The sequence below is a fragment of the Pseudomonas sp. HD57-3 genome, from assembly GCF_056113135.1.
The window spans coordinates 1592458-1605508 of sequence record NZ_CM148568.1 but is presented as its reverse complement, the minus strand read 5'-3'; the positions used below and the strand labels follow the sequence as shown (position 1 = coordinate 1605508).

18 protein-coding genes are annotated in these 13051 nt (G+C 59.9%); 4 read left to right on the top strand and 14 right to left on the bottom strand.

The features are described 5' to 3' along the window. Nucleotides 1-8: 8 nt before the first annotated feature. Complete coding sequence (gene tsaA, locus AC0R79_RS07195; protein WP_273902422.1) at nucleotides 9-707, top strand: tRNA (N6-threonylcarbamoyladenosine(37)-N6)-methyltransferase TrmO; 699 nt, start codon at nucleotides 9-11, stop codon at nucleotides 705-707. 125 nt (nucleotides 708-832) lie between these two features. On the opposite strand, the gene fpr is transcribed toward tsaA, so the two are convergent. Next, nucleotides 833-1612 carry a ferredoxin-NADP reductase gene (gene fpr / locus AC0R79_RS07190; protein WP_007908723.1) on the bottom strand — a complete coding sequence of 260 codons (780 nt, stop codon included), beginning with the start codon at nucleotides 1610-1612 and terminating at the stop codon, nucleotides 833-835. Between the two features lie 144 nt (nucleotides 1613-1756). Between fpr and AC0R79_RS07185 the strand changes: the two genes are divergently transcribed. Next, on the top strand, nucleotides 1757-2683 hold the full coding sequence (locus AC0R79_RS07185) for a LysR family transcriptional regulator (protein ID WP_007954941.1): 927 nt from the start codon (nucleotides 1757-1759) through the stop codon (nucleotides 2681-2683). On the opposite strand, the gene AC0R79_RS07180 is transcribed toward AC0R79_RS07185, so the two are convergent. From AC0R79_RS07180 to AC0R79_RS07170, 3 genes are all read right to left on the bottom strand, one after another. Then, nucleotides 2680-3042: a diacylglycerol kinase gene (locus AC0R79_RS07180; protein ID WP_003222276.1), complete on the bottom strand. Its 363-nt coding sequence runs from the start codon at nucleotides 3040-3042 to the stop codon at nucleotides 2680-2682. The two genes, AC0R79_RS07185 and AC0R79_RS07180, sit on opposite strands and share 4 nt — an antisense overlap. A 75-nt stretch (nucleotides 3043-3117) precedes the next feature. Continuing rightward, a complete protein-coding gene (erdR, locus tag AC0R79_RS07175) occupies nucleotides 3118-3768 on the bottom strand; it encodes a response regulator transcription factor ErdR (RefSeq protein ID WP_474733869.1) in 651 nt (216 codons plus the stop codon). Between the two features lie 224 nt (nucleotides 3769-3992). Further along, nucleotides 3993-4736, bottom strand: a complete 744-nt coding sequence (locus tag AC0R79_RS07170; protein ID WP_474733867.1) for a tRNA-uridine aminocarboxypropyltransferase — start codon at nucleotides 4734-4736, stop codon at nucleotides 3993-3995. Between the two features lie 189 nt (nucleotides 4737-4925). On the opposite strand from AC0R79_RS07170, the gene AC0R79_RS07165 reads away from it, so the two are divergent. Beyond that, on the top strand, nucleotides 4926-5351 hold the full coding sequence (locus AC0R79_RS07165) for a PA3611 family quorum-sensing-regulated virulence factor (RefSeq protein WP_064593873.1): 426 nt from the start codon (nucleotides 4926-4928) through the stop codon (nucleotides 5349-5351). Here AC0R79_RS07165 and AC0R79_RS07160 read toward each other — a convergent pair whose 3' ends face one another. Continuing rightward, nucleotides 5352-5546, bottom strand: coding sequence for a hypothetical protein (locus AC0R79_RS07160; protein WP_007954932.1), 195 nt, complete (start codon nucleotides 5544-5546; stop codon nucleotides 5352-5354). It abuts the gene before it with no gap. A gap of 353 nt (nucleotides 5547-5899) precedes the next feature. On the opposite strand from AC0R79_RS07160, the gene AC0R79_RS07155 reads away from it, so the two are divergent. After that, the gene (locus AC0R79_RS07155) at nucleotides 5900-7018 is read left to right on the top strand and encodes an LOG family protein (RefSeq protein ID WP_007954931.1); all 1119 of its coding nucleotides are present in this window, start codon (nucleotides 5900-5902) and stop codon (nucleotides 7016-7018) included. A 79-nt stretch (nucleotides 7019-7097) separates the two neighbouring features. Here the strand turns inward: AC0R79_RS07155 and recX are convergent, their stop codons facing one another. From recX to AC0R79_RS07110, 9 genes are all read right to left on the bottom strand, one after another. Then, nucleotides 7098-7568, bottom strand: coding sequence for a recombination regulator RecX (gene recX, locus AC0R79_RS07150; protein ID WP_039771298.1), 471 nt, complete (start codon nucleotides 7566-7568; stop codon nucleotides 7098-7100). A gap of 8 nt (nucleotides 7569-7576) precedes the next feature. After that, on the bottom strand, nucleotides 7577-8635 hold the full coding sequence (gene recA, locus AC0R79_RS07145; protein ID WP_003222269.1) for a recombinase RecA: 1059 nt from the start codon (nucleotides 8633-8635) through the stop codon (nucleotides 7577-7579). An 83-nt stretch (nucleotides 8636-8718) separates the two neighbouring features. Further along, nucleotides 8719-9219: a CinA family protein gene (locus AC0R79_RS07140; protein WP_375745725.1), complete on the bottom strand. Its 501-nt coding sequence runs from the start codon at nucleotides 9217-9219 to the stop codon at nucleotides 8719-8721. 68 nt (nucleotides 9220-9287) lie between these two features. Then, entirely contained in the window at nucleotides 9288-9818 is a 531-nt protein-coding gene (locus tag AC0R79_RS07135; protein WP_474733862.1) for a lysis system i-spanin subunit Rz, read from the bottom strand. Beyond that, a complete protein-coding gene (locus AC0R79_RS07130) occupies nucleotides 9800-10363 on the bottom strand; it encodes a glycoside hydrolase family 19 protein (RefSeq protein ID WP_115076767.1) in 564 nt (187 codons plus the stop codon). Before AC0R79_RS07130 ends, AC0R79_RS07135 begins: the two co-directional genes overlap by 19 nt. A gap of 33 nt (nucleotides 10364-10396) precedes the next feature. After that, nucleotides 10397-10651, bottom strand: a complete 255-nt coding sequence (locus tag AC0R79_RS07125; protein ID WP_474733860.1) for a hypothetical protein — start codon at nucleotides 10649-10651, stop codon at nucleotides 10397-10399. Then, nucleotides 10651-11811 carry a glycine-rich domain-containing protein gene (locus AC0R79_RS07120; protein WP_474733859.1) on the bottom strand — a complete coding sequence of 387 codons (1161 nt, stop codon included), beginning with the start codon at nucleotides 11809-11811 and terminating at the stop codon, nucleotides 10651-10653. The genes AC0R79_RS07125 and AC0R79_RS07120 overlap by 1 nt, the downstream gene beginning before the upstream one ends. A gap of 29 nt (nucleotides 11812-11840) precedes the next feature. Next, complete coding sequence (locus AC0R79_RS07115; RefSeq protein ID WP_474733857.1) at nucleotides 11841-12272, bottom strand: phage tail assembly chaperone; 432 nt, start codon at nucleotides 12270-12272, stop codon at nucleotides 11841-11843. A 2-nt stretch (nucleotides 12273-12274) separates the two neighbouring features. Beyond that, on the bottom strand, nucleotides 12275-13015 hold the full coding sequence (locus AC0R79_RS07110) for a gp53-like domain-containing protein (protein ID WP_474733856.1): 741 nt from the start codon (nucleotides 13013-13015) through the stop codon (nucleotides 12275-12277). Nucleotides 13016-13051: the final 36 nt, after the last annotated feature.

Sequence of the window (13051 nt, the reverse complement as noted above, 5' to 3'; positions counted from 1 at the left end):
TGCAAACCATGACTTACAGCGTTTCCCCCATCGGCTTCGTCCGCTCCTGCTTCAAGGAGAAGTTCGCCATCCCGCGCCAGCCGCAACTGGCTCCCGCCGCCCGTGGCGTGCTGGAACTGGTGGCGCCGTTCGATCAGGGCGATGCGGTGCAGGGGCTGGAGCAGGTCAGCCATGTCTGGCTGCTGTTCCTGTTCCATCAGGCGCTGGAAGACAAACCGCGCCTCAAAGTCCGACCTCCGCGCCTCGGTGGCAACAAGTCCATGGGCGTATTCGCCACCCGCGCCACGCACCGGCCGAACGGCATCGGCCAGTCGGTGGTGAAGCTGGACAAGGTCGAGGCCAACCGCCTGTTCATTTCCGGCATCGACTTGCTGGATGGCACGCCGATTCTCGACATCAAACCCTACGTGCCGTACGCCGACATCATTGCTGACGCCTCCAACAGCATCGCCAGTGCCGCGCCGCAACTGATCGACGTGCAGTGGACGGACGCGGCGCTGCAACAGGCGCACACGCACGCTCAGCGCCTGGCCGAGCCGCTGGTCGAATTGATCGAGCAGTGCCTGGCCCAGGATCCGCGTCCGGCGTATCAGACGCCCGCGCCAGAGCGCGAATACGGCGCGCAGTTCTGGGATCTGGACGTGCGCTGGCATTACCCTGTGCCTGAGCAGATCCGCGTCCTGGAAGTCATCCCCGCCGCTGACTGAATCGCGAAAACGAAAAAGCCCGCGCTGCCTTCTCAGGCAATGCGGGCTGATCGCTCCCACGTCGAGACGTCGAACCGTCTGCGTGGGAATGCATCCAGTGACGCTCTGCGTCACCTATAAACAGCTTACTTCTCGACGAATGCGCGCTCGATCAGGTAGTCACCCGGCTCGCGCATACGCGCCGAGATCTTCAGGCCGAAGCTGTCGAGCACTTCGCTGGTCTCGTCGAGCATGCTCGGGCTGCCGCAGATCATCGCGCGGTCGTCCTGCGGGTTGATCGGTGGCAGGCCGATGTCGCTGAACAGCTTGCCGCTGCGCATCAGGTCGGTCAGACGGCCCTGATTCTCGAACGGTTCGCGGGTCACGGTCGGGTAGTAGATCAGCTTGTCACGCAGCGCCTCACCGAAGAACTCGTTCTGCGGCAGGTGCTCGGTGATGAATTCGCGATAGGCGACTTCGTTGACGTAACGAACACCGTGAACCAGGATCACTTTTTCGAAGCGCTCGTAGGTTTCCGGGTCCTGGATCACGCTCATGAACGGCGCCAGACCGGTGCCGGTGCTCAGCAGGTACAGGTGCTTGCCCGGGTTCAGGTCGTCCAGCACCAGGGTGCCGGTCGGTTTTTTCGAGATGATGATCTCGTCGCCTTCCTTCAGGTGCTGCAGCTGGGAGGTCAGCGGACCGTCCTGCACCTTGATGCTGAAGAACTCGAGATGCTCTTCCCAGTTCGGGCTGGCGATCGAGTAAGCGCGCATAAGCGGGCGGCCGTTTGGCTGTTGCAGGCCGATCATCACGAACTGACCGTTCTCGAAGCGCAGGCCCGGATCGCGGGTGCACTTGAAGCTGAACAGAGTGTCGTTCCAGTGATGAACACTGAGGACACGCTCGTGGTTCATGTTGCTCATGTACGTGGGACTCCTGGAGATTGATCTGCGCCTGCCCGGCTCGTGTTGAAGAATGCCGACGGTGCGCAATTGCATCGCATTCTAATAGCGCCGACAATATCTGTTAACTGGATTATTAAGATAAGGGTTATCGGTTATATCGATATGCGATTTACTCTTCGTCAACTGCAAGTCTTCGTCGCCGTCGCCCAGCAGGAAAGCGTGTCCCGTGCTGCGGGTCTGCTCAACCTGTCGCAATCGGCCGCCAGCACTTCCATCACCGAACTGGAGCGCCAGTCCAGCTGCCAGCTGTTCGACCGTGCCGGCAAACGCCTGAGCCTCAACGCCCTCGGCAAACAGTTGCTGCCGCAAGCGGTGGCCATGCTCGATCAGGCCAAGGAAATCGAAGATCTGCTCAACGGCAAATCCGGTTTCGGCTCGCTGTCGGTGGGCGCGACCCTGACCATCGGCAATTACCTGGCGACCCTGCTGATCGGCGGTTTCATGCAGCGCCACCCCGAAAGCCAGGTGAAGCTGCATGTGCAGAACACTGCCAATATCGTGCAACAAGTGGCTCATTACGAAATTGATCTGGGTCTAATCGAAGGCGATTGCAGCCATCCGGATATCGAAGTGCAGAGCTGGGTCGAGGATGAACTGGTGGTGTTCTGCGCCCCGCAGCATCCGTTGGCCAAGCGCGGCAGCGCGACCATGGAAGAATTGACGCACGAAGCGTGGATTTTGCGGGAACAGGGTTCGGGGACGCGCCTGACCTTCGATCAGGCGATGCGGCATCACCGCAGTGCGCTGAACATCCGGCTGGAGCTGGAACACACCGAAGCGATCAAACGCGCGGTGGAATCAGGTCTGGGGATTGGCTGCATTTCACGTCTGGCGCTGCGTGACGCCTTCCGCCGCGGCAGCCTGGTGCCGGTGGAGACGCCGGATCTGGATCTGGCGCGGCAGTTCTACTTCATCTGGCACAAACAGAAGTACCAGACCTCCGCCATGCGCGAATTCCTCGACCTGTGCCGCGCCTTCACCGCCGGGGTGCAGCGCAGCGACGAGATCGTTCTGCCGAGCATCGCTTAAAGCAGAATCACCGCCCACACCAGGGCGATCATGCTCAGTGCCACGAATTGCGCGGCACTGCCCATGTCCTTGGCGTTCTTGGACAGCGGGTGCAACTCCAGCGAGATGCGGTCAATCGCCGCCTCCACCGCCGAATTCAACAGCTCGACGATCAAAGCCAGCAGGCACACCGCGATCAGCAGCGCCTGCTCGACCCGGCTGACATTGAGGAAAAACGTCAGCGGAATCAGCACCACGTTGAGCAGCACCAGTTGGCGGAAAGCCGCTTCGCCGGTGAAGGCGGCGCGCAAGCCGTCCAGCGAGTAACCGGAAGCGTTGAGGATGCGTTTCAGGCCCGTCTGGCCCTTGAAAGGTGACATAAAGTAGATAACCGACCGAAAGGAAGTGGGGAAGCTAGATCAACGAAAGTCAAAAAAGCGTGAAGACGCCAGTGCTTACTGGCTCGGAATTGACTCAAGTTGTTGCAGCAGTAAAGCTGCCTGGGTCCGGGTCCGCACGTTCAACTTGCGAAAAATCGCCGTCACGTGGGCCTTGATGGTCGCTTCGGACACGCTCAGCTCGTAGGCAATCTGCTTGTTCAGCAAACCTTCGCAGACCATGGTCAACACCCGGAACTGCTGCGGCGTCAGGCTGGCAAGGCCATCGCTGGCCGCTTTCGCTTCATCCGAAACGCTGACCGCTTCGAACGCCTGAGGCGGCCAGGACACGTCGCCATCCAGCACTTTGCGCACCGCTTCCTGAATCACGCTCAGGTCGCTGGACTTGGGAATGAAGCCACTGGCGCCGAATTCCCGGGACTTGACCATCACCGAGGCTTCTTCCTGGGCCGAAACCATCACCACCGGAATCTGCGGGTACTGACCGCGCAGCATCACCAGCCCGGAAAAACCGAAAGCGCCCGGCATGTTCAGGTCCAGCAGCACCAGATCCCAGTCAGCCTTTTCGGTCAGGCGGGCTTCCAGCTCGGCGATGCTCGCCACCTCCACCATGCGTACGTCCGGGCCAAGGCCCATCGTCACCGCTTGGTGCAGTGCGCTACGAAAAAGAGGGTGATCATCGGCAATCAGGATGTCGTATGTGGCCATTTTTCAAATGATCCTGTTTTTGATGGCGGGCCCGCGCATTCGGGCTTCACCAAAGCAAATCCAGACACCGCCCGGCAGCGGCATCCACAGGGGCACGTTCAACGCCAATCACGAACAAAAACGGCGTTTCAAACCTTGGCCGCACCCCAATCGGCGCCAAGCATGACCAGCGAAGCCTAGGTGGTCAAGCCGCACGGCCACTGCTTTAGCAGTATGGGCCAGGATCAGGCCGGTACCGGCGCCGCGTTTCGGATATAGGGCAGCAATTCGGCGTGGGCCGGCGTCGACACATTGACGTCCAGTTGCTGCTTGGCCCCCAGGTAATGCTGGCTGAACACATCGAAATAGGCATCCAGCGCCGACGCCGCGTCCGAATCGCCGGCCAGTTCCAGGCACAAAGCCGCCACTTCGGCGGTGCACAGGTGCTCGCTGCGGGTCGAGCGGCGCAGGCGATAGCGCGAGAGTTTGTCGGGCAACAGACTCAGAATCGGCAAGCGGTCGAAATACGGGCTCTTGCGGAATATCTTCCGGGCTTCGGTCCAGGTCGCGTCCAGCAGAATGAACAGCGGACGCTTGCGGCTATCGAGATCCACGGTGTTGGTGACCCGCGAAGGCTCGACGTACTCACCGGGGAACACCAGATACGGCTGCCATTGCGGGTCGTTCAGCAGCGCCAGCAGTTGTTCGTCGGGCTCGGTCCGCGACCAGATGAAGGCATGGTTATCGCGCACGATGTCAGCGATCAACCAACCGGTGTTGCTGGGTTTGAACACTTCCTTGCCGGTCATGATCAGGCAAACACCCGAACGCGTATCGACGGTTGGCCGCCAGGCGCACAGGCAATGGCTGATGATCACCCGGCAATCGCGGCAACGCGGGGAGCGAAAACCACGGGCCTGAATCGGCTTGATGCCTTCGTCCTCGCGCTGATCGCGCAGGCGGGCCACGGCGTTGGGGGCATGATTCATCGCAGGCGGCACCGGCAGACAGGGAAACTCGACACGAACGACACTCGGCAGGGCAATAAAGGCCGGCAGTTTACCAGAGCGACGGGCACAAGCCTGTACCCTCCCGACCGGCTCCCCTATAATTCGCCGCCACTGAACGCACAGTCACGTGGCTGGTCGAACCACCAGTCACTGAACCAGGAGAGTTTCATGCTGCGCCTTATCGTTCCCACCGCTGCCATTCTGCTGGCCTCGTCCTTCAGCGCTCAGGCTGCATCCCTGAGTGAGCAGAATCTGAACCGAGAGCTGCGCAATGTCGCCGCACAAAGCAGCGTCGGCACGCCACGGGCGATCAACGAAGACATTCTTGATCAGGGCTACACCGTCGAAGGCACCACGCTGGTCAACCACCTGAGCGTGCAAAAGAGCCACGCCGACAAAATGCGCGCCGATCCCAAAGCCGTGTATTTCCAGCTGGGCGCCTCGGTCTGCAACAACCCGTCGTACCGCAAGCTGATGGCCAAGGGCGCAATCATGCGTTACGACTTCACCGAAGTGAAAAGCAACAAGGCGATCGGCTCCGCCAGCTACCAGGAATCGGATTGCCCGAAAGCGGCTCCAGCGAAGAAGAAGTAATCATCGCGACGTAGCGCGCCGCTGTTCATCCTCGGCGCGCAGTTCGGCCAGCAAGGCCTGCAAGTAACGCGAGCGGCGATCCCCTCCCGCCAGGCGTCGGCAGCACTCCTCTTCGAGACTCACATGGTTGGTCTCGGCCGATGCTTTCAACAACCGATACAGCTGCGTATCGATCTCCAGAATGACTCTGGTCATGTGTCCTGCCTCCTTGCCACCCGCAAATCCTTGAATAGCGTGCACCTTGCGTACGGTCGTTGACGCAAAGTTGTCGTACGGCGCCTTTAACTTAGTAAATCAGAGCATTCAGCCCTCGACGCGACATCGGACGAGCGGTGAAAACACTTCGCAAAGCGGCAATAAGCAGTTGCCAGGAAAGACTTTGCGGCGCAATGCTCAATGAGCAAGAAATGCTTTGAGGGTCTAAATTCAACGTATTCCCGATCATTTCATTAACGGCAGGAAAGGAGCTGCCGGCTGTTTGTTTTCTTGCAGCGCGGCACTGACGCCGCACGTCAGGGCCGGAAGCTCTGTGCAGAAGGAGAAGTTGCATGCCTTACCAACCGAATGACCTGCTCAGCCGTCATTTTCAGGAAAGCGGCCACGACCTCATCAGCAAGGTCGAAGAACAACTCAACCTAGTGTCACCCAACAGCCCGAATTCCCCCATCTACCGCGACATGATCCTGACCGTGCTGCGCATGGCCCAGGAAGATCACAACCGCTGGAACGCCAAGATCACCCTGCAAGCCCTGCGCGAACTGGAGCAGGCCTTTCGCACGCTTGAACAGTTCAAGGGGCGACGCAAGGTCACGGTGTTCGGCTCGGCCCGCACCCCGGTCGAACATCCCCTTTACGCGATGGCTCGGGAACTCGGGGCCTCGCTGGCCCGCTCGAACATGATGGTCATCACCGGTGCCGGCGGCGGAATCATGGCCGCCGCCCATGAAGGTGCCGGCCGCGATCACAGCCTGGGGTTCAACATCACCCTGCCCTTCGAACAACATGCCAACCCCACCGTGGACGGCACCAACAACCTGCTGCCGTTCCATTTCTTCTTCACCCGCAAGCTGTTCTTCGTCAAGGAAGCCGATGCGCTGGTGCTGTGCCCCGGCGGGTTCGGCACCCTGGACGAAGCACTGGAAGTGCTCACGCTGATCCAGACCGGCAAAAGCCCCTTGGTGCCGGTGGTGCTGCTGGACGCACCGGGCGGGACGTTCTGGCAAGGTGCGTTGGACTTCATCCGCCAGCAACTGGAGGAAAATCGCTACATCCTGCCGACCGACCTGAAGCTGATCCGCTTGGTCTACAACGTTGAAGAGGCGGTGGAGCAGATCAACCAGTTCTACGGCAACTTCCACTCCAGCCGCTGGCTCAAGCGCCAGTTTGTCATCCGCATGAACCACAAGCTGAGCGATCAGGCCCTGGACCATATGCAGGAAGCCTTTGCCGATCTGTGCCTGAGCGACCAGTTCCATCAACACGCCTACGCCGGCGAAGAGCACGACGAGGCCCAATTTAGCCACCTGACGCGTCTGGCATTCGCCTTCAACGCCCGGGATCACGGACGTCTGCGGGAGCTGGTGGACTACATCAACCTGCCGGAAAACTGGGCCCAGTCCAAACCCCAAACCGCGCAACGCACCCGCGAACCGTCGAAGGTAACGTGAAGGCAAAAAAAACGGCCCGCTATCGAAATAGCGGGCCGTTTTTATTTTTTAGATGAAGCTGAGCTGAAGCTGGAGCGATTTAATCGTCCATTCCTCTGCCGCTGAACAAGCGGTTGATCATCTCCATCGAGAATCCCCGGTACGCCAGGAATCGACCTTGTCTGGCGCGTTCCTTGGCATCGCCGGGAAGCTGTCCGGAGAACTTCCGTTGCCACGTGTCCGTTAGTTGCTCCTGCCAGTTGATACCGCTCTCACGCAAGGCGAGTTCGATATCGGCGCGTTGCAACCCGCGCTGGCTCAGCTCTTCGCGAATCCTCAGCGGGCCGTAACCGGAACGGGCGCGATAGGAAACAAAGCTTTCAAGATAACGGGCTTCGGAAAGCAGCCCTTCTTCCGTCAAACGGTCGAGGGCTGTTTCGATCATCTCGGGGGGAGCGCCACGCTGACGCAGTTTGCGCGTCAGCTCGACTCGACCGTGCTCGCGACGTGCGAGCAGATCCATGGCGGTTCGCCGCACCGCGACGAGGGTATCGAGTACGGCGGTTGTCATCGGTGCAATCAGATGTCAGCGTCAGCCAGGTCGTCTTCGGTCTCTTTGACCGCAGAAGCCTTGGAGTCGGCGATCACGGCTGGCGACAGCAGCTTGTCACGCAGTTGCTTCTCGAGCTTGGCCGCGACTTCCGGGTTGTCCGCCAGGAACTTGGCCGAGTTGGCCTTGCCCTGACCGATCTTGGTGCCTTCGTAGGCATACCAGGCGCCGGACTTCTCGACGAAACCGTGCAGTACGCCCAGGTCGATCATCTCGCCGTTCAGGTAGATACCCTTGCCGTAGAGAATCTGGAACTCGGCCTGACGGAATGGCGAAGCGACCTTGTTCTTCACAACCTTGACGCGGGTTTCGCTGCCAACCACTTCGTCGCCTTCCTTCACCGCGCCGGTACGGCGGATGTCGAGACGAACCGAGGCGTAGAACTTCAGCGCGTTACCACCGGTGGTGGTTTCCGGGCTGCCGAACATTACGCCGATCTTCATGCGGATCTGGTTGATGAAGATCACCAGGCAGTTGGCATTCTTGATGTTACCGGTGATTTTACGCAGCGCCTGGGACATCAGACGGGCTTGCAGGCCCACGTGCATGTCACCCATTTCGCCTTCGATTTCAGCCTTCGGTACCAGAGCGGCCACGGAGTCGACGATGATCACGTCAACGGCGTTGGAGCGCACCAGCATGTCGGTGATTTCCAGGGCCTGTTCGCCGGTGTCCGGCTGGGAAACCAGCAGGTCGTCGACGTTGACGCCCAGTTTGCCGGCGTACTCAGGATCGAGGGCGTGTTCGGCGTCGACGAAGGCGCAGGTCGCACCGGCTTTTTGAGCCTGGGCGATCACGGACAGCGTCAGTGTGGTTTTACCGGAAGATTCAGGACCGTAGATTTCAACGATACGGCCTTTTGGCAGGCCGCCGATGCCGAGTGCGATGTCCAGACCCAGAGAGCCGGTGGAAATGGCCGGGATCGCCTGACGGTCCTGATCGCCCATACGCATTACGGCACCCTTGCCGAATTGACGTTCGATCTGACCCAGGGCCGCAGCCAAGGCTTTCTTCTTGTTGTCGTCCATTAAAGTCCTCACGTAATCAATAAGGCCTGACGGCCAACACCTGTATAAGTAGCCAGTATTATTCCACAGCGTTCACGGATCGCCTACCCCTGATTTTCGATTTCTCGTGCCGCTAGTCGCAGCAAGCCCTCTAGCGCGGCCTTCACCGTTTGTCGGCGGACTTCGTCGCGGTTGCCGGGGAAGTGTTGAACCTCACTGGAAATCTGGTCGCCCACGCCCCACGCCAGCCAGACGGTGCCCACCGGTTTGTTCGGCGAACCGCCGTCCGGCCCGGCCACGCCGCTGACCGCCACGGCAAACCGCGCCAGGCTTTTTTCCTGAGCGCCGCGCACCATGGCCTCGACCACTTCGCGACTGACCGCGCCCACGGTGCCGAACAGCTCCGTCGGTACATTCAACTGCTGGGTTTTCTGGCGGTTGGAGTAGGTCACGTAACCCGCTTCGAACCACGCCGAACTTCCCGGAATGCGGGTGATGGCTTCGGCAATCCCGCCACCGGTACACGACTCGGCCGTCGTGACGTGGGCATTGAGCAATTGCAGACGTCGGCCAAGTTCGGCCGCCAGTTGGGTGATTTCTTTCACGGCGCGCTCCGGATCGGATGGAATGGGTACCACCGTACACGAGCCGGTTGCGCTTTCAATACACAAGCTTATTCAAAATGTGCAGGCGCCAGCGCTCTGATATAGGCCTGACAGGCCTGCAAGGCGATCAGTCCGCGGTCGCCTTCGCCGGTGATGGCGACAATTCGTCGAGCATGCGCCGGGTCAAGTCGGGCGCGTACGGTTGCATAATCCACGCCGCCGGCGCCGGCGGTGGCTGGCACACCGCAGCCTTGGGCAGCGTCGCCTGCGTCGATGAGGACTGACAGGCGCAGATCAGCAGTGGCAAGGCGATCGCGCAGGCGATCCTGATCACGTTGGGCATCGTTCAGTGCTCGGTAATGGGTTTGTTCACTGGCCGTGAGCCGTTGCTCCAGGGCCAGACGCTTGTCCTGCTCGGCCTGCTGTGCGGTGGCGGCAGCCGAAGTCAGTTGATTGAGGGCTTCGGCGTGCAACCGCGCCTGTTCGGCCAGTTGGCGGCCGTAGCGCCAGTCCTGAAACTGCCAGGCCAGCGCCGCCGAACCTGCGGCCAGCAGCATCAGGCCGATCAGCCGCCAGACGCTCAGACCGAAGGCAGACATAGCACCGCCCTCGCCCGCCCCCAGAGTTCCAGGCGATCCTGCAAGCCGTTCAACCCGCCGTTTATCCGCCGGGTAATGCTGTTGAACTGATCCTGATCCGCCAGCGCGTTCAGGCCGTTCTGCGCCCAGAACCACGCGGCGGACTCGGCCGCCCATTGCGGCTGCTCCAGCAACTCCGGCAGCGCCAGCAAGCGCTCGTCACCGAACAGCCCGAGGCTGCACTGGCGATAGTTGGCGCGGCCGGTGATCTGGATCAGCCCGCGCCCGCGATACTTCTGCCCGTCGCCATCGGCCTCCGGCGTGTTGCCCAATCGCAAGGCCAGCGTACCGGTGTCGTATTTGCTCAGATATTGGTTGTTACCCAGTTCACGCACGTACTGCAATTGCCCCGACTCGTGTCCGATCTGGGCGAGAAACGCGGCAATACGCTTGGGCGTGTCGATGCGATGGCGCGCCATGGCATCGTTGAGTGCAGAAACAAAAACGCCCGCTTGGCGGCGGGCGTTGGGCATGATGTTGAGTAGGTTGTCTTCAGTGATTTGCATAATGCTCGGTCCCCCCTGGATGCTCCGATTGAATCACGGCTGGCGGCCGAGACCAGTCAGCCATTTCTTTGCCAGGGTTTTCAGGGTTCCTTGCGCGGCACTTTCTTCCGGCGACGAAAACACCCAGCCAAGGGTGCCGAAGTTGGCCGACCAGTCGAGTTGTGGCGCGGGCGTGACGTCGGTGATGTCGACCCAGAGCAGATCCGGGTGAAACATCTCGACCATGTTTCCATCAGTCGAGAACAATTCGACCAACTTGTTTTCAACAACGCGTGCGTAGGTTTTCATCAGGCGTACTCGTAAATGATCACGACGCCGGGGGCGCCAGAACCGCCGGGCCTGCCCGGTTGGTTGAGGGCGTTGGCAATGCCGCCGGCGCCGGACCCGTAGCCGGTTCCTGGTGCTGCAAGACTCAGGGCCACGCTGCTACCAGAACCACCGCCACCCAACGGAGAGTTCCCGCCATGTCCGGCCAGAATTGAGCCAGTGACGTTGATCCCCGGACTGCCGGCCGCACCCGAACTGCTAACGATATTGCCGCCGGTAGCGCTCGTGCTCGGAAAGCCACCGACGAACAAGCCAAAATCAGTGACATTGATGACTCCGAGAGAGGGAGATCCGCCGCCGCCCGGTGCAGACACCAAGGAGCCGAAGGAGCTGGTCCCACCTGGGCCGGCACTTGCTGCAACAGCTCCGGCAGCACCTTTTGCACCCACGGTAATGACTTGGTTCGCACCTATGACGGCTGAAGAAATCCATGCTTCGGCATAGCTTCCGGAAGCACCGCCACCGGCAAGTGAAACCTGGCTGCCGTTGGTCGCGGCTATTCCACCACTGCCACCGCCGCCGCCCAGCACCTTGACCAGCACATTTTTCATCCCCGTCGTCGGTACATAAATTCCCGACGAGGTAAACGTCTTGATCCCCAGTAATCGACCGCTGTTGGCGTTGCCGCCACTGGCGTAAACCAGCAGCCAACTGTCCAGCAAAGCGCTGTAAACCACAGAGCAGAGCCCGCCTGCGACAATCTCCGCTGGTCGCAATGCGCTAAGCGTCAGACTCAAGAGCGGCTTGGGCAGCAAGCCATTCGGCGCAAAGGTACTCGCTCCGGTATTGGCATTGCCTGCGGTAAAACGCAGCGCCAGCCCGTCCTTCAACGCGCTGATAGCCGGCACATAATTCGCCATGTAAAGATTGGCAGCACCAATATCCGCCGCATGCTTGTCTTCACCGGCCTGGCTGATTTTCCTGATTGCCTGCAGCAACTGCGTCGCATCGCTTTCGCTCGGTTCAAGGCCCGCAGACTTGACCACATTCAACAGCTCATCGGTGACGCCATTGCCCCAGGTGGCGGGAATCAACGATCCCGGTAATCCACCGACGACGTCTTCATTGACGAACTTGCCGTTCACCAGCCCGATGCCGGGAACGCTTTTCGGATAATCCACGTTTATTCCTCTTTGATCGGGTCAACGGTTCAGCCATTCGACCGCAGCAAGCCATCGAGCCAGTCGGGTTCTACAGGGCGAGCCTGGGCATCCGGAAATTCCGGATCATTGGGCCAGTCGCGCAGTGCCTGCCGATAAGCAAGAAGCTGTTTGAATTCTTCGGCACGCAGCGTCGTACCCTCGCCGACTTCCAGTTCTTCGGCATCGCGAAGAACCAGCCATTGGGTGCGATCCAGTACCTTGTCTCGCCAGGCCCGCTCTGTGTCATCGGGGGTTTGCTCAGCCAGTACCACCCGTTCCGGGCGTCCGTTGGCAGTCAGGGAAAGAACGGTTCCTTTTGGAGCGTTCGAGACAAGCGCGCAGTACTCGCCCTCGCTTAATTCAAACGCGTCCGCGGGGATGTTGGCGCCGTGCAGATCGGAGTGATAAAAGCCGGAAGTTGCCGGAGAAAAGTAATACATACTCAATATCCTATTCCGATGACACGAGCGGCGATGGAGCCTGACGGCCATTCAGGACAGCGAACATTGATGCCTGTCTGCCGACTCACGGTCGCGTTGTTGTTCCAGGTCAGCTGCGTTCCGGATGCCGTGCCTTCATGGGTAGCGACGGCAAGAAACAGCGCATTGGGAAAGACCAGCGGCCATAGATTCAGATCGCCATAACCATTGTTACCCGCCTGGCTGGCGGCCCCGGTGATCCACTGGATAATCACTCCCCCCATCCACGAGGGGAAAACGATATAACCGGATGCCCCCAGTCTCACCATGAACCCGAGCCTGAGTTTTTTAGGGGTCACGATAGAGGTATCACTGACACCGGCGTTGACCTCCGCCTGAGAGGCGATTTTTGCAATCCCGATCAGCGACTCTGTCGCCTGTTGCATCTTTTTCGCTATGGATTGAAACACTCGCAACGGCGTCATCAACCGGGTGGTGCTGGTTCCCGACTCAGCTTCGTCCTGACTGGCCAGGCTGTCGCTTTGCTTCTTCGAGATCAGCGTATCGATTGCCACGCTGAGCTGAGTGTTGTCACTCTCATCGGCAGCCGAACCTGCGCTTTTGATGACTTCAAGAATTTCTTGCGTAACGCCATTTCCCCAACTTGCCGGAATCAACGAACCTGGTGTTCCGGTCAGAGGGTTTTCGTCAACAAACCTGCCATTCACCAAACCTGCGCTGGGAATGTTTTTTGGATAATCCATTACCTGTCTCCTGAATTTGAATACACCTGCATTCGG

Coding starts and splice junctions, on each gene's coding strand:
- tsaA (WP_273902422.1), top strand. CDS start 9: ATGACTTACAGCGTTTCCCCCATCGGCTTCGTCCGCTCCTGCTTCAAG.
- fpr (WP_007908723.1), bottom strand. CDS start 1,612: ATGAGCAACATGAACCACGAGCGTGTCCTCAGTGTTCATCACTGGAAC.
- AC0R79_RS07185 (WP_007954941.1), top strand. CDS start 1,757: ATGCGATTTACTCTTCGTCAACTGCAAGTCTTCGTCGCCGTCGCCCAG.
- AC0R79_RS07180 (WP_003222276.1), bottom strand. CDS start 3,042: ATGTCACCTTTCAAGGGCCAGACGGGCCTGAAACGCATCCTCAACGCT.
- erdR (WP_474733869.1), bottom strand. CDS start 3,768: ATGGCCACATACGACATCCTGATTGCCGATGATCACCCTCTTTTTCGT.
- AC0R79_RS07170 (WP_474733867.1), bottom strand. CDS start 4,736: ATGAATCATGCCCCCAACGCCGTGGCCCGCCTGCGCGATCAGCGCGAG.
- AC0R79_RS07165 (WP_064593873.1), top strand. CDS start 4,926: ATGCTGCGCCTTATCGTTCCCACCGCTGCCATTCTGCTGGCCTCGTCC.
- AC0R79_RS07160 (WP_007954932.1), bottom strand. CDS start 5,546: ATGACCAGAGTCATTCTGGAGATCGATACGCAGCTGTATCGGTTGTTG.
- AC0R79_RS07155 (WP_007954931.1), top strand. CDS start 5,900: ATGCCTTACCAACCGAATGACCTGCTCAGCCGTCATTTTCAGGAAAGC.
- recX (WP_039771298.1), bottom strand. CDS start 7,568: ATGACAACCGCCGTACTCGATACCCTCGTCGCGGTGCGGCGAACCGCC.
- recA (WP_003222269.1), bottom strand. CDS start 8,635: ATGGACGACAACAAGAAGAAAGCCTTGGCTGCGGCCCTGGGTCAGATC.
- AC0R79_RS07135 (WP_474733862.1), bottom strand. CDS start 9,818: ATGTCTGCCTTCGGTCTGAGCGTCTGGCGGCTGATCGGCCTGATGCTG.
- AC0R79_RS07130 (WP_115076767.1), bottom strand. CDS start 10,363: ATGCAAATCACTGAAGACAACCTACTCAACATCATGCCCAACGCCCGC.
- AC0R79_RS07125 (WP_474733860.1), bottom strand. CDS start 10,651: ATGAAAACCTACGCACGCGTTGTTGAAAACAAGTTGGTCGAATTGTTC.
- AC0R79_RS07115 (WP_474733857.1), bottom strand. CDS start 12,272: ATGTATTACTTTTCTCCGGCAACTTCCGGCTTTTATCACTCCGATCTG.
- AC0R79_RS07110 (WP_474733856.1), bottom strand. CDS start 13,015: ATGGATTATCCAAAAAACATTCCCAGCGCAGGTTTGGTGAATGGCAGG.